General features: G+C 64.9%; 17 protein-coding genes. 9 read left to right on the plus strand and 8 right to left on the minus strand.

Annotated elements, in window-relative coordinates:
- Window positions 1-45 precede the first annotated feature (45 nt).
- The 4 genes from ACLB6G_RS12890 to ACLB6G_RS12905 are packed head-to-tail and all read left to right on the plus strand — an operon-like array spanning window position 46 to window position 4,797.
- A complete protein-coding gene (locus ACLB6G_RS12890; RefSeq protein WP_410356593.1) occupies window positions 46-1,617 on the plus strand; it encodes an ABC transporter ATP-binding protein in 1,572 nt (523 codons plus the stop codon).
- Window positions 1,614-2,702: an ABC transporter permease gene (locus ACLB6G_RS12895; protein ID WP_410356594.1), complete on the plus strand. Its 1,089-nt coding sequence runs from the start codon at window positions 1,614-1,616 to the stop codon at window positions 2,700-2,702. Before ACLB6G_RS12890 ends, ACLB6G_RS12895 begins: the two co-directional genes overlap by 4 nt.
- Window positions 2,695-3,663 (plus strand): ABC transporter permease, encoded by a 969-nt coding sequence (locus tag ACLB6G_RS12900; protein WP_410356595.1) that lies wholly within the window; start codon window positions 2,695-2,697, stop codon window positions 3,661-3,663. Before ACLB6G_RS12895 ends, ACLB6G_RS12900 begins: the two co-directional genes overlap by 8 nt.
- Window positions 3,664-3,717: 54 nt before the next feature.
- Window positions 3,718-4,797 carry a BMP family ABC transporter substrate-binding protein gene (locus ACLB6G_RS12905; protein WP_410356596.1) on the plus strand — a complete coding sequence of 360 codons (1,080 nt, stop codon included), beginning with the start codon at window positions 3,718-3,720 and terminating at the stop codon, window positions 4,795-4,797.
- 55 nt (window positions 4,798-4,852) lie between these two features.
- Here the strand turns inward: ACLB6G_RS12905 and ACLB6G_RS12910 are convergent, their stop codons facing one another.
- From ACLB6G_RS12910 to ACLB6G_RS12945, 8 genes are all read right to left on the minus strand, one after another.
- Entirely contained in the window at window positions 4,853-5,968 is a 1,116-nt protein-coding gene (locus tag ACLB6G_RS12910) for an acyltransferase family protein (RefSeq protein ID WP_410356597.1), read from the minus strand.
- Window positions 5,969-6,060: 92 nt separating this feature from the next.
- On the minus strand, window positions 6,061-7,374 hold the full coding sequence (rimO, locus tag ACLB6G_RS12915) for a 30S ribosomal protein S12 methylthiotransferase RimO (protein WP_410356598.1): 1,314 nt from the start codon (window positions 7,372-7,374) through the stop codon (window positions 6,061-6,063).
- Window positions 7,375-7,495: 121 nt separating this feature from the next.
- A complete protein-coding gene (gene hpaH, locus ACLB6G_RS12920; RefSeq protein ID WP_410356599.1) occupies window positions 7,496-8,296 on the minus strand; it encodes a 2-oxo-hept-4-ene-1,7-dioate hydratase in 801 nt (266 codons plus the stop codon).
- Window positions 8,293-9,147 (minus strand): fumarylacetoacetate hydrolase family protein, encoded by an 855-nt coding sequence (locus ACLB6G_RS12925; protein WP_410356600.1) that lies wholly within the window; start codon window positions 9,145-9,147, stop codon window positions 8,293-8,295. The genes hpaH and ACLB6G_RS12925 overlap by 4 nt, the downstream gene beginning before the upstream one ends.
- A complete protein-coding gene (locus ACLB6G_RS12930; protein ID WP_410356602.1) occupies window positions 9,144-10,541 on the minus strand; it encodes a pyridoxal phosphate-dependent decarboxylase family protein in 1,398 nt (465 codons plus the stop codon). Before ACLB6G_RS12930 ends, ACLB6G_RS12925 begins: the two co-directional genes overlap by 4 nt.
- Before the next feature lie 72 nt (window positions 10,542-10,613).
- Window positions 10,614-11,594, minus strand: a complete 981-nt coding sequence (gene hpaD / locus ACLB6G_RS12935) for a 3,4-dihydroxyphenylacetate 2,3-dioxygenase (RefSeq protein ID WP_410356603.1) — start codon at window positions 11,592-11,594, stop codon at window positions 10,614-10,616.
- Window positions 11,595-11,663: 69 nt separating this feature from the next.
- The gene (gene hpaE, locus ACLB6G_RS12940; RefSeq protein WP_410356604.1) at window positions 11,664-13,175 is read right to left on the minus strand and encodes a 5-carboxymethyl-2-hydroxymuconate semialdehyde dehydrogenase; all 1,512 of its coding nucleotides are present in this window, start codon (window positions 13,173-13,175) and stop codon (window positions 11,664-11,666) included.
- Complete coding sequence (locus tag ACLB6G_RS12945; RefSeq protein WP_410356605.1) at window positions 13,172-13,564, minus strand: 5-carboxymethyl-2-hydroxymuconate isomerase; 393 nt, start codon at window positions 13,562-13,564, stop codon at window positions 13,172-13,174. The genes hpaE and ACLB6G_RS12945 overlap by 4 nt, the downstream gene beginning before the upstream one ends.
- Before the next feature lie 97 nt (window positions 13,565-13,661).
- Between ACLB6G_RS12945 and hpaR the strand changes: the two genes are divergently transcribed.
- From hpaR to ACLB6G_RS12970, 5 genes are all read left to right on the plus strand, one after another.
- Window positions 13,662-14,120: a homoprotocatechuate degradation operon regulator HpaR gene (gene hpaR / locus ACLB6G_RS12950; RefSeq protein ID WP_410356606.1), complete on the plus strand. Its 459-nt coding sequence runs from the start codon at window positions 13,662-13,664 to the stop codon at window positions 14,118-14,120.
- Window positions 14,121-14,366: 246 nt separating this feature from the next.
- Window positions 14,367-15,293 carry a sugar-binding transcriptional regulator gene (locus ACLB6G_RS12955; protein WP_410356798.1) on the plus strand — a complete coding sequence of 309 codons (927 nt, stop codon included), beginning with the start codon at window positions 14,367-14,369 and terminating at the stop codon, window positions 15,291-15,293.
- A 292-nt stretch (window positions 15,294-15,585) separates the two neighbouring features.
- Window positions 15,586-16,269 carry an extracellular solute-binding protein gene (locus tag ACLB6G_RS12960; RefSeq protein ID WP_410356799.1) on the plus strand — a complete coding sequence of 228 codons (684 nt, stop codon included), beginning with the start codon at window positions 15,586-15,588 and terminating at the stop codon, window positions 16,267-16,269.
- The gene (locus ACLB6G_RS12965; protein ID WP_410356607.1) at window positions 16,266-17,825 is read left to right on the plus strand and encodes an FGGY-family carbohydrate kinase; all 1,560 of its coding nucleotides are present in this window, start codon (window positions 16,266-16,268) and stop codon (window positions 17,823-17,825) included. The genes ACLB6G_RS12960 and ACLB6G_RS12965 overlap by 4 nt, the downstream gene beginning before the upstream one ends.
- Entirely contained in the window at window positions 17,825-18,865 is a 1,041-nt protein-coding gene (locus ACLB6G_RS12970) for a 2-hydroxyacid dehydrogenase (protein ID WP_410356800.1), read from the plus strand. The genes ACLB6G_RS12965 and ACLB6G_RS12970 overlap by 1 nt, the downstream gene beginning before the upstream one ends.
- The last annotated feature ends 85 nt before the right edge of the window (window positions 18,866-18,950 follow it).

Below are 18,950 nucleotides of genomic sequence, written 5' to 3' on the forward strand. Positions count from 1 at the left end.
GCCGATAGACTGCCGTCGTGTCATCGGAGTGGGGGGTAGGGCCGGTTGAGCGCAGTGTCAGCAGACAGCAATGGACGTCTACTTGATGTCGAGGGACTGACAAAGGTCTTCGGCACGCTGGTCGCCAACGACCACGTCGACCTGTCCATCGCGCCGGGCGAGATCCATGCGCTTCTCGGCGAGAACGGCGCCGGCAAATCCACGTTCGTGAAAATGCTGTTCGGTTCGCTGGAACCCAACGAGGGCGTGATCCGCTGGAAGGGCGTGCCGCAGGCGATCACCTCGCCGAACATGGCGCGCCAACTGGGCATCGGCATGGTCTTCCAGCATTTCTCGCTGTTCGAGGCCCTGTCGGCCGCCGAGAACATCGCGCTTGCGCTGGACCGCTCGACGCCGTTGGCGCAGATCGCTGACAGTGCCCGCAAGCTCTCCGTCGAATACGGCCTGCCGCTGGACCCGCATGCACTCGTCGGCGACCTGTCCGTCGGCGAGAGGCAGCGTATCGAGATCATCCGCTGCCTGCTGCAGAAGCCGGAACTGATCATCCTCGACGAGCCGACCTCGGTGCTGACGCCGCAGGAAGCCGACAAGCTGTTCGAGACGCTGGAGCGCCTGCGCGAGGAGGGCAAGTCGATCCTCTACATCTCGCACCGCCTGGAAGAAGTGAAACGGCTGTGCGACCGTGCAACCGTCTTGCGGCATGGCAAGGTCGTGGAGCATTGCAATCCGCGCGACGAGACCGCCGCGTCGCTGGCGCGCATGATGGTGGGCGAGGAAATCCAGACCGTCTCGCGGCCCGCGCCCGCGGGCGGCGAGGGCGATCCCCTTCTGGAGATCAACAGCCTTTCGCGCCCCGCGGCGACACCGTTCTCGGTTCCGCTGCGCGACATCACGCTGACGGTGCGCGCAGGTCACGTGATCGGCATTGCAGGCGTTGCCGGCAACGGGCAGGGCGAGTTCTTCGAGGCGGTGTCGGGCGAGGTGCGCCAGGACGAACCGGCATCGGTGCGCATTCGCGGAACAGACGCCGGATACCTCGACATCTCGGCTCGACGCAGGCTCGGCGCTGGTTTCGTGCCCGAGGAACGGCTCGGACATGGCGCGGCACCGGGGCTGCCGCTGTCGCAGAACCTGCTGCTGTCGCGCCATGCGACCGACCGGGAGACCTATCTCGGTCCGCTCGGCACGGTGAATTCGGCAGCGCTGGCCGATGGCGCGCGGCGGATTTCCAAGGCGATGGACGTGCGCAAGAGCGGCGACGACCCGGAAGCGTCCGCACTTTCGGGCGGCAATCTCCAGAAATTCATCATAGGCCGCGAGATGGACCGTCAGCCGGCGGTCATGATCGTCAACCAGCCGACATGGGGTGTGGATGCCGGTGCCGCGGCACGCATCCGCCAGGCGCTCATCGAACTGGCCCGCAAGGGCTCGGCAGTGCTTGTGATCAGCCAGGATCTCGACGAACTCTTCGAAATGTCCGACGCGATTGCCGTGATGCACAATGGCCGCCTGTCCGATCCCCTCCCGATCGGCGAGGCGACGTTCGAGAACATCGGACTGCTGATGGGTGGTGCCGAACCCGGCCACAGGGCCACGCCGCACGCGGAGGGGGCATGATGCGGATCGAACTTGTCAAGCGGCCTGGCCATTCGGTCCTGTTCAGCGCCCTGTCACCCTTTGTGGCGCTGGGATTGACCATCATCGCCGGCGCCATCATGTTCGCGCTTCTGGGCAAGAACCCGGCGGTCGGGCTTTATTCCTATTTCATCGAGCCATTGACGGAAACCTGGTCGCTGCACGAACTGGCGATCAAGGCCGCGCCGCTGATCCTCATCGCAACCGGCCTGTGCGTCTGCTACCTGTCGAACAACTGGAACATCGGGGCGGAGGGCCAGTTCATCACCGGCGCCATGCTCGGTTCGCTCCTCCCGGTCATCTTTCCCGGTTTCACCGGTCCGTTCGTGCTGCCGATGATGATCGTCATGGCCATGATCGGTGGCGCCGCCTATGCGGGGATACCTGCGCTGCTGAAAGTGCGTTTCGGCACCAATGAAATCCTGACGAGCCTCATGCTGGTCTATGTCGCCCAGCTTTTCAACGACTGGCTGGTGCGCGGGCCATGGCGCAATCCGGAGGGGTTCAGCTTTCCCGGCACGATTTCGTTCCATGCCGATGCGCTGTTGCCTGAAATCCTGCCGGCCTCCGGGCGTGCCAATCTCGGCATCGTGCTCGCCATCGTCGCGGCGGTTCTGGTCTGGTTCCTGCTGTCCCGCACGCTGAAGGGCTTCGAGGTGAAGGTTCTCGGCCAGAGTCCGCGCGCCGGCCGGTTCGCAGGCTTTTCGCCGAAGCGAATGACGCTGTTCGCCTTCCTGGTTTCCGGAGCGCTGGCCGGCCTTGCCGGGATCACGGAAGTTGCCGGCGCGGTGCAGAGCCTGAACGAGAAGCTTTCCGTCGGCTACGGTTTCACCGCCATCATCGTGGCGTTTCTCGGCCGCCTCAATCCGCTCGGCGTCATCGTGGCCGGTTTCGTGCTTGCGCTGACCTATCTGGGCGGCGAGGCAGCGCAGATATCGCTTCAGATCTCCGACAAGACCGCGCGCGTCTTCCAGGGCATGCTGCTTTTCTTCGTACTGGCGAGCGACACGCTCATTCACTACCGCGTGCGCATCGTGCGCGGCGCAGGGGAGGCAAGCCGTGCTTGAGGCCATCCTTCTGACCGTGGCCACGGCCGCGACTCCGCTCCTGTTGGCCGCCATCGGCGAACTGGTCGTGGAGCGCTCCGGCGTCCTGAACCTGGGCGTCGAGGGCATGATGCTGATCGGCGCCGTCACCGGCTTCGGCGTGGCGCTGACGACGGGCTCGCCCTGGCTCGGCGCCATCGCCGCCGTCATTGCCGGCGCGGCCTTTTCGCTGCTGTTCGGTTTCCTGACATTGACCCTCGTCACCAACCAGGTCGCGACCGGTCTGGCGCTGACCCTGCTCGGTATCGGCCTGTCGGGCCAGCTTGGCGAGTCCTTCGTGGGCACGCCGGGCGTGCGCATGGAAGCCATCGTCATTCCGGGCCTGACCGGCCTGCCATATGTCGGGCGCCTGCTGTTCGGCCAGGATCCGCTCTTCTATATTTCCATCGCGCTGACCGCCGCGACGGCCTGGTTCCTGTTCCGCACGCGGGCAGGCCTGACGCTGCGCGCGGTGGGAGACAGCCATGGCTCGGCCCACGCGCTGGGCATCAAGGTGATCCTGATCCGTTATCTCGCCGTGATGTTCGGCGGCGCCTGCGCCGGCCTTTCCGGCGCCTACCTGTCGCTGGCCTATACGCCGCAATGGGTGGAAAACATGACGGCCGGGCGCGGCTGGATCGCACTCGCACTGGTCGTGTTCGCGTCGTGGCGTCCCTGGCGTGTGCTGGCAGGCGCCTACCTGTTCGGCGCGATCACCATTCTCCAGCTTCACATCCAGGCGATCAGCCTGAACGAACTCGGCTTCCTGCCGGCACCTCTGTTCTGGATGGCGGAAATGGTGAAATCAGTGCCGTCGCAGTTCCTTTCTGCCTTGCCCTATCTGGCAACGGTGGTGGTGCTTGTGCTTATCTCACGGAACCGGCGGCTGACGATGATGAACACACCGGCCTCGCTGGGGCGGCCGTTTGTGCCAGACCGCTAACTATGACAAAAACCGGGAAAGCCCCTCGACATTCACACTCAAGAGGTTGAACACATGAAGAAACTGCTTCTCTCCCTTGCCACGGCAACCGTGCTGGGCGCCGCGGCCACATCCGGCGCCCTTGCGCAGATGGACAAGGTCAAGGCCTGCTTCATCTATGTCGGCCCCATCGGCGACTTCGGCTGGTCCTACCAGCATCACCAGGGCCTGCTCGCCGTCGAGGAAGCCCTCGGCGACAAGGTGGAAACCGCCTATCTGGAAAGCGTGCCGGAAGGTGCCGATGCCGAACGCGCCATCGAGCGCTTCGCGCGCTCCGGCTGCAACATCATCTTCACGACGTCCTTCGGCTACATGGATGCGACCAACAAGGTGGCCGCCAAGTTTCCCGACGTGAAGTTCGAGCACGCCACCGGCTACAAGCGCGAGCATCCGAACGTTGCCACCTACAACGCCCGCTTCTACGAGGGCCGCTACGTGCAGGGCGTGATCGCTGCCTCGCTGTCCGAGGCCGGCACGGCAGGCTACATCGCATCGTTCCCGATCCCGGAAGTGGTGATGGGCATCAACGCCTTCATGCTCGGCGCGCAGTCGGTCAATCCGGATTTCAAGGTGAAGGTGGTCTGGGCCAACACCTGGTTCGATCCCGGCAAGGAAGCCGACGCCGCCAAGGCGCTGATCGACCAGGGCGCCGACATCATAACGCAGCACACCGATTCCACCGCGCCGATGCAGGTTGCATCCGAGCGTGGCATCAAGGCCTTCGGCCAGGCCTCCGACATGATCAAGTTCGGGCCCGAAACCCAGCTGACCTCCATCGTCGACAACTGGGCGCCCTACTACATCAAGCGGGTCAAGGCCGTGCTCGACGGCACCTGGGAACAGGTCGACGTCTGGGCCGGCATGCCGGAAGGCGAAGTCCTGATGGCGCCTTACACCAACATGCCGGATGACCTGAAGGCCAAGGCCGAGGAAATCGAAGGCAAGATCAAGGACGGCACGTTCCATCCCTTCACCGGCCCAGTGAAGAAGCAGGACGGCTCCGACTGGCTGGCCGAGGGCGAAGTGGCCGATGACGGCACGCTGCTCGGCATGAACTTCTACGTCCAGGGCGTGGACGACAAGCTGCCGCAATAAGGCAGGAGCAGCTTCCTGAACGAGAGAGAGCGCGGGGCCTCGGGGTCCCGCGTTTTCAGTTTCGCCGAAGCGCGGCCCCGAAAAACGGCAATCTGTCGGCAAGCCGCACGGCGCCATGAAGAAGCGCTGAGACGGCGCGCCGGCCTGGTGTCTCGACGTGGCGCCAGACAGCCCAGGCGAGCGCGGTGACGATCAAGAGGGCGGCGACCGCTGCCAGGGCATGACCGGCATGGGGCGCCAACATATTGATCAGCACGTAGCCGATGTTCTGGTGCAGCAGGTAAAGCGGATAAGTGAGGCCGCCGAGCATCATGACGAGCGGTGTGGCCGGGATCAGGCTGCGCACCGCGACGGCAAACCAGAACAACAGGTGCACCACCAGGCCGCCGGTGAGAAGCTGCCGGTCGGTCAGGGCGATGCCGTAATGGGAAAGCATCCATCCCTGCATGCCCTTCATGTGCGACAGCGCCATCAGGAACGCCGCCGCGCAGAGCAGCACGGCCTCCATGCTGCGTCCGCGCGAAAGGAGGTAATGAGCCAGCATGCCACCGGCGAAGAATGGTGCATATTCGGTGATCAGCACCATGCGCAGGACGCCGCTGCCCAGCCAGTATTCGTTGACAATCGAAACGGCGAGCCAGAGCGCGAGCACAAGGAGCCGCGCATTTGAAAAGACACGGGTGAGGATCGCCACCGAGACCCAGAAATAGAAGACAAGTTCAAGCACGATCGTCCAGTAGACGCCGTCCATGAAGGGCTGACCGAATGCCGGGGCCACCATGGCGAGATTGGCGGCGTATTGGGCTGCGCTTGCGGGAAGCCGGGGATCGTCCGCAAATGCCAGCACAAGGAAGGTGATGGACATGCAGGCGACAAAACCGGGGTAAAGCCGGGAGAAGCGGGCAATCGCGAAACCGGTGAAACTGCGCCCTTCGGCCGACCAGGCAATGACGAAGCCGGAAATCAGGAAGAAGAGGTTGAGGCCGAGATAGCCGAAGATCGCCACCGCCCCGGCGGCCGGATAGGCGGCATCAAGAAGGGGTGCGCCGCCATGCGCGCCCCGGAACAGGTAGTGGAAGGCCACGACAGCCAGCGCCGAAACAAGCCGCAACAGGTCCAGCGACCCGACCCGTTCGGTTATTTCCGCATGTCTTTCACCTTGACTGGCCATTCGTCAACGCCTCGATCAGAGGCGCGACCCTAGCGTCAAGTATTCGTTAACGATACCGGAGCCTGCGGACAGGGTGAACCGGCAGGGTTAATTCAGACGGCCGTGCCCCGGAGGTCGTAGGCGTCCGCGGCGTCGATCTTGACGGTCACGATGTCGCCGACACGCAGCGGCCGGCGCGATTGCACATGCACCACGCCGTCGATCTCGGGCGCGTCGTATTTCGTGCGCCCTGTTCCCGATGTGCCGTCCGCCTTGTCGATGATGACGGGCAGGCGCTTGCCGACGCGCTGCTTGAGGAGTTTTGCAGAGACGCCTTGCTGGCGTTCCATGAAGCGCTTCCACCGCACCTGCTTGATTTCGTCCGGCACTTCCTCAAGGCCGAGGTCGTTCGAACGCGCTCCCTTGACCGGCTCATACTTGAAGCAGCCGGCCCGGTCGATCTTCGCTTCGTCGAGCCAGTCGAGCAGCATCTGGAAATCTTCCTCCGTCTCGCCCGGGAAACCGGCGATGAAGGTGGAACGGACCGCAAGGTCAGGACAGATTTCGCGCCAGCGGCGGATACGTTCCAGCGTCTTTTCCTGGTGGGCCGGGCGGCGCATGTTCTTCAGCACGGCCGGGCTGGCGTGCTGGAAGGGAATGTCGAGGTAGGGCAGGATCTTGCCTTCCGCCATCAGCGGAATGACGTCGTCGACATGGGGATAGGGGTAGACATAGTGCATGCGCACCCAGACGCCCATCTCGCCCAGTTCGCGCGCAAGATCGAGGAAACGCGTGCGCACCTGCCGGTCCTGCCAGGGGCTTTCGGCATATTTCAGGTCCAGGCCATAGGCACTGGTATCCTGGCTGATGACGAGGATTTCCTTCACCCCGGCCTTGACCAGCTTTTCGGCCTCGCGCAGCACGTCACCGGCCGGCCGGGAGACGAGGTCCCCGCGCAGCGCCGGGATGATGCAGAAGGAACAGCGGTTCGAGCAGCCCTCGGAAATCTTGAGATAGGCATAGTGGCGCGGCGTCAGCTTCACGCCCTGTTCCGGCACCAGGTCCAGGAAGGGATCATGGACGGGCGGGGCGGCTTCGTGCACGGCGGCCATGACGCTTTCATAGGCTTGCGGGCCGGTGATGGCGAGCACGCCCGGATGCCGTTCGCGGATGACATCCGGCTCCGCCCCGAGACAGCCGGTCACGATCACCTTGCCGTTCTCGTTCAGCGCCTGGCCGATGGCGCCCAGGGATTCGTCGCGGGCTGAATCGAGAAAACCGCAGGTATTGACGACGACGAGATCCGCGCCGTCGTGCTTTCGGGCGATCTCGTAGCCTTCGGCGCGCAGGCGCGTGATGATGCGCTCGGAATCGACCAGCGCCTTGGGGCAGCCGAGGGAAACGAAACTGACACGCGGTGCGGACATTGTGGCTCTTTCCGTGCTTCAGGGGGCAGGCGGCGGGCACGCGAAGGCGTGCATCGGGCCGCGATCGGTGAGGCGCATAAACCGGATCGGTGTCGAGAGCAAGGCAGACCGGCCGCGCCGGTCAGCCAAAAGCGATGGCAACGCTCCCGAACGGGCCGAAATCGGCCATGAACCGGCTCCCCGGCGGGGCCTCGACCGGGCGGACGAAGGACCCGGACAGGACGACGTCGCCCGCCGAAAGGCCTTGACCGTAAGCCGCCAGGCGCTTGGCCAGCCAGACAATCCCTGTCACCGGATCGTCGAGGACACCGGCGCCCAGCCCCGTTTCCTCCACCACGCCATTGCGCTTGAGAATGCATCCGGTCCAACGCAGGTCGAAAGTGCCGGGGGCATGGCGTTCATGGCCAAGCACGATACCGGCATTGGCGGCGTTGTCGGACACCGTGTCTGTGATGATGCGGGCCTTTCCCGTCTGCGGATCGGCGCGCAGGATGCGCGTGTCGAGGATTTCGAGCGCCGGCGCAACCGCTTGCGTGGCAGCCAGCACATCCTCCCGCGTCACGCTCGCACCCCGGAGATCACGGTTCAGGATGAAGGCGATTTCCGCCTCGATACGCGGCTGGATGAACCGGCCGGCCGGCACGGTTGCGCCCGTCTCGAACAGCATGTCGTCCAGCAGGACGCCGGAATCCGGCGTGGTGATGTTCAGTGCCTGCTGCATGGCGCGCGAGGTCAGGCCGATCTTCCAGCCGATCACGCGCGGGCCTTCCGCCATCTTGCGCGCGACCAGCGCGGCCTGGACCGCATAGGCCTCGTCCAGCGTCATGCCGGGATAAGCCAGGCTCAGCAAACCGCATTGAATGCCCGTTCGTTCCGCCTCCAAAAGCCTCCTTGCGGCATCCTCGATCTCGCCGGGCGTCATTCGTCCATCACTCCGTTGCGCAACAGGCCGATGCCGTCGGCCTCGACCTCGATGACGTCGCCGGGCTTGAGATAGCGCGGCGGATCGAACCGGGCGCCGGCCCCGGTCGGCGTCCCGGTGACGATGATGTCGCCGGGAACGAGCGTGGTGAAAGTCGAGATGTAGGCGATCTGGCGGGCGACGGGAAACAGCATCCGCCCGGTCCGGTCGTCCTGGCGCGTCTCGCCGTTGACGCGGGTCCGCAAGCCCACGTCGACGATCTGCGACGCATCCGTGAAGGGCACGAGCCAGGGACCCATGGCGCCCGAACCGTCCCAGTTCTTGCCCTGTGTCACGTTGAACTTGGCATGGCGCACCCAGTCGCGCAGCGTCCCCTCGTTGCACAGGGTGAGCGCGGCGATGTGTTCCAGCGCCTGCGTTTCGGCTATGCGCCGGCCGCCCTTGCCGATGACGATGGCGATCTCGCCCTCGTAATCAAGCTGATGCGTTTCCGGCGGCCGGGTGAGGGGCGTTTCATGGCCGACAAAGGAGCGCGCGAAGCGGATGAACAGGCTCATGTTGGGCGGTGCATCCTGCCCGTCCTTGTACTCGGCGTTCCGGTCGGGGAAGTTGACGCCGACGCAGATGATCTTCTCGGGATCCGGAACGGGGATTTCCCATTGGAAGGACCCATCGGGATGCGTGATGGCGCGGCCCATTGCGGCCTTGCCGACCGCTTCGAGCGCGCCGGCCTCGATGACGTTCCGGAGCGTGCGGTACTGCGGGAAGTCCGGCGACAGGGCGATCAGTCCGCCATCGGCGACTGCGCCCCAGAAGGCCTGTCCGCCCGATGAAAAGCTTGCCAGTCTCATGCGTCCTCCGCCAGTTCGATGAGGACGTCTCCGGCCATCGCCACGTCCGCTTCTTCCGCGTCGAACTGCCCGGCCTGGAAGCGGATGGCGATGGCGCCGTCGACCCGTGTCTGGGTGATGTAGATGCGCCCGTCGTCATTGATCCGGTTGACGAAGGCAAGCTGGGCCGCGTCGTCGCGTCCGGCAAGCCGGAAGGTGAAGAGCGACAGCACCGGCTCGGTGACGATCTCGAAGCCGGGTGTAGCACGCAGGCGTTCGGCCAGGGCTTCAGACCAGGCGACATGGTTGCGGATGCGCTGGCGCAGGCCTTCAAGGCCATGGCCGCGCATCAGGAACCAGAGCTTCAACGCGCGGAAACGGCGGCCGAGCGGGACCGACCATTCCGAATAGTTGATGAGACCGTCATGGCCGTGGGTTTTCAGGAATTCCGGCTGGATGGCGAGCGTCTTCACCAGGCTCGTCGGATCGGCGATGAAATGGGCCGAGCAGTCGAATTGCGCGCCGAGCCACTTGTGCGGGTTGAAGACAACGGAATCGGCGCCCTCGACACCGGTCCACAGTGTCCTGAACTCCGGGCAGATCATGGCCGAACCGGCCCATGCCGCATCGACATGGGTATAAAGGCCATGTTCCTTCGCGACCTTGATCACCGCCGCCAGGTCGTCGCAGGCGCCCACGCTGGTGCCGCCCGTGCAGGCAATCAGGCCGGCCGGCAGAAAACCGGCGTCGCGGTCGGCGCGAATGGCGGCTTCCAGCGCGGCCGGGTCGAGGCCGCGCCGCTCTCCGGTAACCGGAACGCGCACGAGGTTGTCCTGGCCGATGCCGGCAATCCAGATGGCGCGGTCGACGGAGGTATGCACCTCGGCGCTGGCATAGACGCGCAGGCGCGGCTGGCCCGACAGGCCCTGGTGGTTGCCGGCCCATTCCAGGGCGCGTTCGCGCATGGTCAGCACGGCGGCCAGCGTGGCCGAGGACGCGCTGTCCTGGATGACACCCGAGAAACGGTCCGGCAAGCCGATGGCCTGGCGCAGCCAGTCCATCATCCGGGTCTCCATCTCGGTCGCCGCCGGGCTTGTCTGCCACAGCATGCATTGCGCGGCCATGGCGGTGACGAGATACTCGGCCACCACCGATATGTCCGCCGCATTGGCCGGGAAATAGGCGAAGAAACGCGGATGCTGCCAGTGGGTCATGCCGGGCAGCACGATCCGCTCGAAGTCGGCCATGATCGCGTCCATGGCTTCGGCGGCCTCGGGCGGTGCGGCGGGCAATTGCGCGGCAATGTCACCCGGCGCCGTTTGCGCCCGCACCGGGCGCTCGCGCAGGCTTTCGCGGTAATCCGCGCCCCAGTCAGCAGCCTTGCGCGACCATTTGCGGAAATCTTCGGGTGTCATGGCATTGACCCTCTTTGCGGACCGGACATGCCGGGATGGAGTGTGGCCTGTGTGCGTTGGCAGCACCGGCCTTCACGGCGCGATGATCGGTTGGGCCTTCATGTCGCTCTCGCTCTGGGCGACACCGGTGAAGGCGCTACCTTCCTCGAACCAGCTTCTGGGCGCGGGCGCGCCCCACAGCGTCTGGCGCTGCGGGTCCTTCAGGTCCCAGCGGATCGGCTCCAGGTCCGGGTCCACCGTCTGGTAGTCGGAGCAGTAGATCTCGATGCGGTGGCCGTCAGGATCGCGGATATAGAGGAAGAAGGCGTTGGAAATGCCATGCCGGCCCGGTCCGCGCTCCATGTTCTTCAGGTAGCCGGTGGTCGACATCAGGTCGCACAGGTCGATGATGTTGAGCGGCGTGGGCACCCAGAAAGCCGTGTGGTGGAGGCGCGGGCCGGTTCCATTGGTGAACGCGATGTCGTGCACGCCGCCCTTGCGATGCGTCCAGGCGGCCCAGAGACGGCCGGTTTCCTCGTCCTCGGTATATTCGGTGACCCGGAAGCCCAGTTCGTTGTAGAACGCCACGGCCTCGTCGACATTGGGCGCAAAGCAGTTGAAATGGTCGATCCGGAGCGGCTTCACGCCATGATAGAGCGCGTATTTCTGGTGGATCGGCTCCAGCCGTTCCATTCTGAAATAGTACTCCATCGGCGCGCCGAAACAGTCATGCGTGCGCAGCGTCCGGCCCTGATGGTCGCGGTTCACCCATTCGACCGCGTGGCCGCGCGCGCTGAACCAGTCATGCGCCCGGTCGAGGTCTTCCTCGGAGAAGACCTTGTAGGCGAGGTAGTTCACCGAAGGCGTGCCGCCCTTGTGGAGCACCATGCAATGATGGCCGCGTTCCTCCATGGCGCGCAGCCAGATGGTGCGTTCGGTTTCGTCGGTCACCTGCAGGCCGAGTGTGTCGACGTAGAAGGCGCGACTGGCCGCCAGATCGGTCACGATCAGTTCCACATGGCTCAGGCGCACGATGTTGAAGGGCGGGTAGAGGTTGGGGGCAGGTACCGGCATGGCATGGGCTCCTGAAGCGATTGGCGGGCGAAGAGGCGAAAGACAGGCAAGAGCTGCCAGCCTGGGCGCTCAGGCGCCCAGCCGCGTTATCGTGTGGCGGCCGGTGGCGAAGGCCACGTTCTTCTGCTCCATGTAGAATTCGAACGACCAGTCGCCGCCGTCGCGGCCGATCCCGCTTGCCTTCATGCCGCCGAAAGGGGTGGGCAGGTGACGGACGTTTTCGGAGTTCACCCAGATCATGCCGGCTTCGAGACCCTCCGAAAAACGCAGCGCCCGGGTTATGTCATTGGTCCAGAAATAGCCTGTCAAGCCGTAGTCGACATCGTTGGCAATGGCCAGCGCCTCGTCCTCGTCCCTGAAGGTGATCGAGGTCAGGAAGGGGCCGAAGACCTCCTCGCGGGCAATGCGCATGTCCGAACGCGCATGGGTGAAAAGCGTCGGCTCCACGAACCAGCCTGTATCGCCGACACGCCCGCCGCCGGCCGCCAGATGCGCACCGTCCTGCTTGCCGGTCTCGACATAGGAGGTCACCTTCTCGAAATGCGTCCTGTGGATGAGGGGGCCGATTTCAGTCGCCGGATCGAGCGGATGGCCGACCTTGATGCGGCGAACCCGCTCGGCAAGGCGGGCGTGGAATTCCTCCGCGATCGTTTCCTGCACAAGCAGGCGTGAGGAGGAGGTGCAGCGCTCGCCATTGAGCGAATAGATCATGAAGATCACGGCATCGAGCGCCCGTTCTAGGTCGGCATCGTCGAACACGACGACCGGGTTCTTGCCGCCCAGTTCGAAATGCACGCGCTTGAGGGTCGGCGCGCCCTGCGCCATGATCATCGAACCGGTGCGGCTTTCGCCCACAAAGGCGATGGCCTTGATGTCGGGATGCTCGGTCAGCGCCTTGCCGGCCGTCTCGCCAAACCCGTTGACGAGATTGAGCACGCCGGCCGGCAATCCGGCGTCGTGGCAGATCTCGGCCAGCAGGCGCGCGGTCAGCGGTGAAAACTCCGCCGGCTTGTGTACTACCGTGCAGCCGGCGGCGAGCGCCGGCGCGATCTTCCACGTGGACAGCATGAAGGGCGTGTTCCACGGCGTGATGACACCGACCGGGCCGATCGGGGTGCGCGAAGTGACGTTGAGATGATCGGGCGAGGGCAGGGACTTGCCGTCACGCGCCGAGGGCGCCATGTCTGCGAAAAAGCGGAAGTTCTCCGCGCCCCGCAGCGCCGCCTTGGACATGAACCGGTAGGCCTGGCCCGTATCCCAGCATTCGCAAAGCGCGATTTCCTCGGCGCGCGCGACGATGGCATCGGCGATCCGGTGGAGGAGTTTCTTGCGCTCCGCGCCCTTCATCGCCCGCCATTCGGGAAACGCGGCCTTCGCGGCCTGCGCTGCCGCGTCGACATCGGCCGCACCGCTGCTGGCAACGCTGGCAATCAGGCTCTCGTCCACGGGCGAACGCGTTTCGAAGGTTTCGCCGGAGGCCGCCGGCAGCGTCTCGCCGCCGATCAGGTTTGCGATACCGGTGGCGCGGTAGCGATCGAGATGAGGCGCAAGCGCGGCAAGGCGGGTATCGAGGTCGCTCATGAATGATCTCCGGGAAGATACTTGCGGATGGAACTCACCTTGGGGCTCAGTTCCGGGTCGATGTCACGCATTTCCAGTGACAGCATGAAGGAGGATGTGTCCATGACCTTGGCGCAGAAGCGTTCGGCGGCGGCAAAGACATGCGCCGTGGCGCGTTTCTTGTCTTCCGGTGAACGCCCGCCGCGCAGCCGGATGGAAATGTCGAGGAAAGCATGGTGCGGATCGCCGTTTGCGATCACCCAATGGGTGCAGGCGGTCGCCCGCACGCGCACGCCTGCCAGCGGAAAGACCCCCGTTTCAACCGCCGCATCGCGCAGTGCGCGGCACAGGCCCGCCACATCGAGGCGATCCTCCAGGTTGCCGGAATAGTCGATCTGGATATGCGGCACGGGACCAGTCCTCCCCATTAATTGCTTTGTTAAGTATTGTCGCGGCAATGTCAAGGCCGTGCTTGGCAGGAACGGCGAAACAGCCGATAGAGGAAACATGACAGACGATTCGGAAAATGCGCAGCCCGCGCGTTTCGCGCCGACGGCCCGTTCCCTGCCCATCGCCCTCCTGCGCGCCCGCGAGACGGTCATGGGACCGATCCGCGTCATGTTGCAGCAAAGCGGCATTTCGGAACAGCAATGGCGCGTGCTTCGGGTTCTCGACGAGATGGGCGAGATAGAACAGAGTGCCATCGCGTCCGCCGCCTGCCTTCAATTGCCGAGCCTGACACGCATGTTGCGGACCATGGAGGCGGACGGCCTGATCGCTCGCCGCACGGACGATGCAGACCGGCGACGTACCCTTGTCTGCATCACGCAGAAGGGCCGGGCGCTGATTCTGGAGCATCTGCCGGACAGCGCGGCCATTTTTTCGCGGCTGGAGGAGCGGTTCGGCGCGCGGAACCTGAAACATCTTCTCGACCTGCTCGACGATCTTCGCCGGATCGATCTCTAGAAACACAGACCCGCCGGACATCCTGGCTTCCTGCAATCCGCGGACTGGATGGCGGAGCGCGTACGTCCGCGCGCGCAGCCCGAAGCCGCGCCAGGCCCCTCGTCCCGGGCAGCGAATCCTCTCGTCAAACACTTGACAAAAACGGGTCGTCATGAAAAAAATTTCAGACGATGATATTTTTATCATCCGGGAGGATTTCAAGTGGCTGTCAACGGTTCGTCCCTTTCGCTCGACAATGAAGCGTCCATGGCCGCGCGTGCGGCGTGGCTTCACTATGCCGGCGGCCTGACCCAGGCGGAGGTGGCCAAGCGTCTTGGCCTGACCTCCATGAAGGCACACCGCCTGATTACCCGCGCGAACCAGGCGGGTCTGGTGAAGGTGTTCATTGATGGCGAGGTGGCCGAGTGCGTGGCCCTGGAAGCCCGGCTGTGCGAGCGTCACGGACTGGATTATTGCTTGGTCGTTCCAGACATCGATTCCGACGACCTGCCGCTTCGCGCCCTGGGCAGGGCAGGAGCGCAGTTCCTCAAGCGCGAGATCGAACGCGAGGAAAACCTGCTGATCGGCATCGGCCATGGCCGCACGCTGGCGGCCAGCGTCGAGTTCCTGCCGCGCATGAGTGCCGGCAAGACGCGGTTCGTTTCGCTTCTCGGCGGCCTGACCCGCAAGTTCTCAGCCAATCCCCATGACGTGATCCACCGCCTGGCCGAGCGCACCGGCGCCGACGCCTATGTCATGCCCGTTCCCTTCTTCGCTAACACCGCGGAAGACCGTGATGTCCTGTTGTCGCAGCGCGGCATTTCCGACGTGCTCGACCTGGCGCGCTCGGCAAGCCTGTTCATCGTCGGCATCGGCACGGCAGAGCCCGGCGCTTCGCTGGTGGCGACAGGCATGATCGAACCGGCGGAAATCGCCGAGGTGAACGCGAAAGGCGGCGCCGGTGAAATCCTCGGCCATTTCTTCGACGACAAGGGCGATCCGGTCGACACCACGCTGACGGAACGCACCCTTGCGCTACGGCTGGATGAGTTGCGGGACCGCAGGATCATTGCCCTGGCTGGCGGGACGCTCAAGGTCCGCGCCATCCACTCCGTGTTTGAGAGCCGCCTGCTCAGCGGCCTCATTACCGATGAGCGCACGGCGCGTGCTCTCGTCAACCTTGAACCGTCCTGATCGGGACATCAACGGGAGGAAACCGAAATGCATGAAAAGGAAAAGCAGCTTTTCGACGGCTTCGTGCGCGGCTCGGTCAGCCGCCGCGACCTGATCCGCGGGGCTTGCCGCCCTCTGCGTCACGGCCGCAACTGCCAGCGTTCTGGTCAACGCCGCTGCCACCAAAGCCCTGGCGCAGAACGGATTCGACTGGAAGAAGCACGCGGGCACCACGATCAAGCTTCTCTTGAACAAGCACCCCTATACCGATGCCATGCTGGCCAACCTTGAGAACTTCAAGGAGCTGACGGGCATGGATGTCCAGTATGACGTTTTCCCGGAAGACGTCTATTTCGACAAGGTCACGGCGGCGCTGTCCTCCGGCTCCACCGAATACGACGCCTTCATGAGCGGCGCCTACATGACCTGGATCTACGGCCCGGCCAGCTGGATCGAGGATCTCAACCAGTGGATCAAGGACGACAGCAAGACCAACCCCGACTACAATTGGGGTGACATGCTGCCGGGCGTGGTGAAGTCCTGCGCATGGAACGGCAAGCCGGGCGGCGCGCTCGGGTCCGATGACGCCAAGCAGTGGTGCATCCCGCTCGCCTATGAGCAGAACAACCTGACCTACAACAAGCGCGTCTTCGATTCCGCCGGCATCGCGGTCCCGACCAACCTCGATGAACTGCTGGAAGCAGCCGCCAAGGGCAAGGCCGCGATGAACGGCGGCTACGGCGTCGGCGTGCGGCCCTACGCAGTGCGCCGGTCAGGCGAGGGGCCTGCCGCGCGCGTACTCACCAACCAGTGGCTGGGCGACCAGAGGCACATCGCCGCCGCCTTCGCCAACGGGACGCTTGTGCTGGTGGAGCATGACCGCGCCAATGTCGATATCGGCGCGGAAATCCGCGTTGCCCTCGACCCGGCGGACCTGCACGTTTTCGATCCCGGGAGCGGGAAGGCCATCGCCCACGGAGCGGAACTGGCGGGATGACCATGGGCGGCGATCTCATCATCGGCATCGATGCCGGAACATCGGTCATCAAGTCGATCGCCTTCGACCTGTCGGGCCGTCAGGTCGCCGTGGCCTCGACGCCGAACCGCTACACGGTGCGCCCGGACGGGGCGGCCTTCCAGCCGCTGGCAGGAACCTGGGAGGATTGCGCCCGCACCCTGCGCGAACTGGGCGCGAAGGTGCCGGACCTGGCCATCCGCACCGTGGGTCTGGCGGTCACCGCCCAGGGCGACGGCACATGGCTCGTCGGCAAGGACAATGAACCGGTGGCCGACGGCTGGCTCTGGCTCGACGCGCGCGCCGCGCCTGTCGTCCGCCGCCTGCGCCAGAGCGAGGCCGATGCGGCGCGTTTCGCGAAAACCGGCAGCGGGCTGAATGCCTGCCAGATGGGCACCCAGCTTGTGCGCATGAAGGAAATCATGCCCGAAGCCGTGGACAGGGCCGATGTGGCACTCCACTGCAAGGACTGGCTTTATCTCAATTTCACCGGCGTACGCGCCTGCGACCCGTCGGAAGCCAATTTCACCTTCGGTGATTTTCGCACGCGCCGATATGACGACGAAGTCATCGAGGCGCTCGGCCTTTCCGGCGAACGCCGTCTGCTTCCCGAAATCGTGGACGGATCCCGGGTCACCCATCCCCTCAGCGAGGCGGCGGCAACGGCGACCGGGCTCAAGGCCGGCACACCGGTTTCGCTCGGCTATGTCGATGTCGCGTGCACCGCGCTTGGCGGCGGTATCTACACCGCCGGCGCCGAGGCCGGATGCACCATCATCGGCTCGACCGGCATGCACATGCGCGCGACGACACCGGACCGCGTCCATCTCAATGCCGAGCGAACGGGCTATGTCATGTGCCTGCCTGTCCCCGGCCTGGTCGCGCAGATCCAGTCGAACATGGCCGCCACGCTCAACATCGACTGGCTGCTGAAGGTTGCCTCCGGCCTCATGGCCGACATGGGCAAACCCGTCGACCATCGCGATCTCATCGCTCATATCGATCCTTGGATCGCCGCTGCGGAGCCGGGCAGGGGTCTTTACCACCCCTACATCTCCGAAGCCGGCGAGCGCGGGCCCTTTGTGGACAACGCGGCGCGGGCGAGCTTCATCGGGCTTTCCTCGTCGCACCGCTTCCCCGATCTGGTGCGCGCCGTCATCGAGGGTCTGGGCCTTGCCGCCCGCGACTGCTACGACGCCATGGGCGCCGTGCCCGGCGAAATCCGCCTGACCGGCGGGGCGGCGCGCTCGAAAGCGCTGCGCGCCATCTTCTCGGCCTCCGTCAATGCCTCCGTGCGGACATCGGCACGCGAGGAAGCGGGCGCAGCGGGCGCGGCCATGATGGCGTGCGTCGCCAATGGCGTTCATGAAACCATGGACGCCTGCATCGCCGAATGGGTGACGCCGCTTTTGGGTGAGGCCGAGGCGCCGGATGCCGCGCTGGCCTCGGTCTATGCGCGCACCTATCGCGCCTATCGCGCCTCGCGCGAGGCGCTGGCGCCCGTCTGGGCGCAGCTTTCCGAGACAGGAGACGAATGATGTCCAGGACCGTCGCGATCATCGGCGACCATTTCATGCTGCCGGAGGTCTTCGAGGAAAAGATCTTGGCCGCCTGCGGCGACAAGGTGTCGATCCGCACCCGCAAGGACAACTGGCCCGATGAACCGATGGAACACGGCTATGCCGTGGAAGGCATGGACGGGCTGAAGGAATATTTCGGCACCGCCGATGGCGTGGTGGAGTTTGTCGGCGATGCCGAAATCATGGTGACGCAGCTGGCGCCGCTTTCGGCGGGGATGATGGACCGCTTGCCGAACCTGAAGCTCGTCGCCGTGTCGCGAGGCGGGCCGGTGAACATCGACATGGCGGCCGCGCGCGAACGCGGCATCACGGTCGTCAACACGCCGGGCCGCAATTCCACGGCCGTGGCGGAATTCACCATCGGGGCCATCCTGGCCGAGACGCGCAAGATCCGCGAAGGCCACGAGGCATTGCGCAAGGGGGTCTGGCGGGGCGATCTCTACCGCGCCGACGTGACCGGCCGCGAGCTGAACGAACTGACGGTTGGCGTCATCGGCTACGGCAATATCGGCACCAAGGTGGTCAAGCTGCTGCGCGCCTTCGGGACGCGCGTGCTGGTCTGCGATCCCTATGTCCAGCTCTCGCAGGAGGACCGCATGGGCGGCGTGGAGCATGTCGGATTCCACGAATTGCTGGAGCGTTCCGACGTCGTGTCCATGCATCCGCGCGTGACCGAGGAGACACGCCGGATGATCAATGCCGAGACGCTCAAGCTGATGCGTCCGGGCACGATCTTCGTCAATACCGCGCGCGGGCCGCTGGTCGATTATGATGCGCTTTACGAGGCGCTCGACTCCGGCCATCTGGCTGGCGCCATGCTGGAAACATTCGCCGTCGAACCGGTGCCGGAGGACTGGCCGCTGCTGCAACTGCCCAATGTGACGCTGACGCCGCACATTGCCGGCGCTTCCGTGCGGACGGTCACCTTCGCGGCGGAGCAGGCGGCGGAGGAAGTGCGCCGCTACATTGCAGGTGAAGGCCCGCTGAACCGTTGCTGAAGCCGGTTGCCCGCCGGGAAAAGCCGGCAAGCCATCCTTAGAGGGGGGGGCCAAACCGCCGCCCGATACGTGCGACAGGACCAAT

The sequence above is a fragment of the Zhengella sedimenti genome (assembly GCF_046506625.1).
GTDB classification, from domain to species: Bacteria; Pseudomonadota; Alphaproteobacteria; order Rhizobiales; family Rhizobiaceae; genus Zhengella; species Zhengella sedimenti.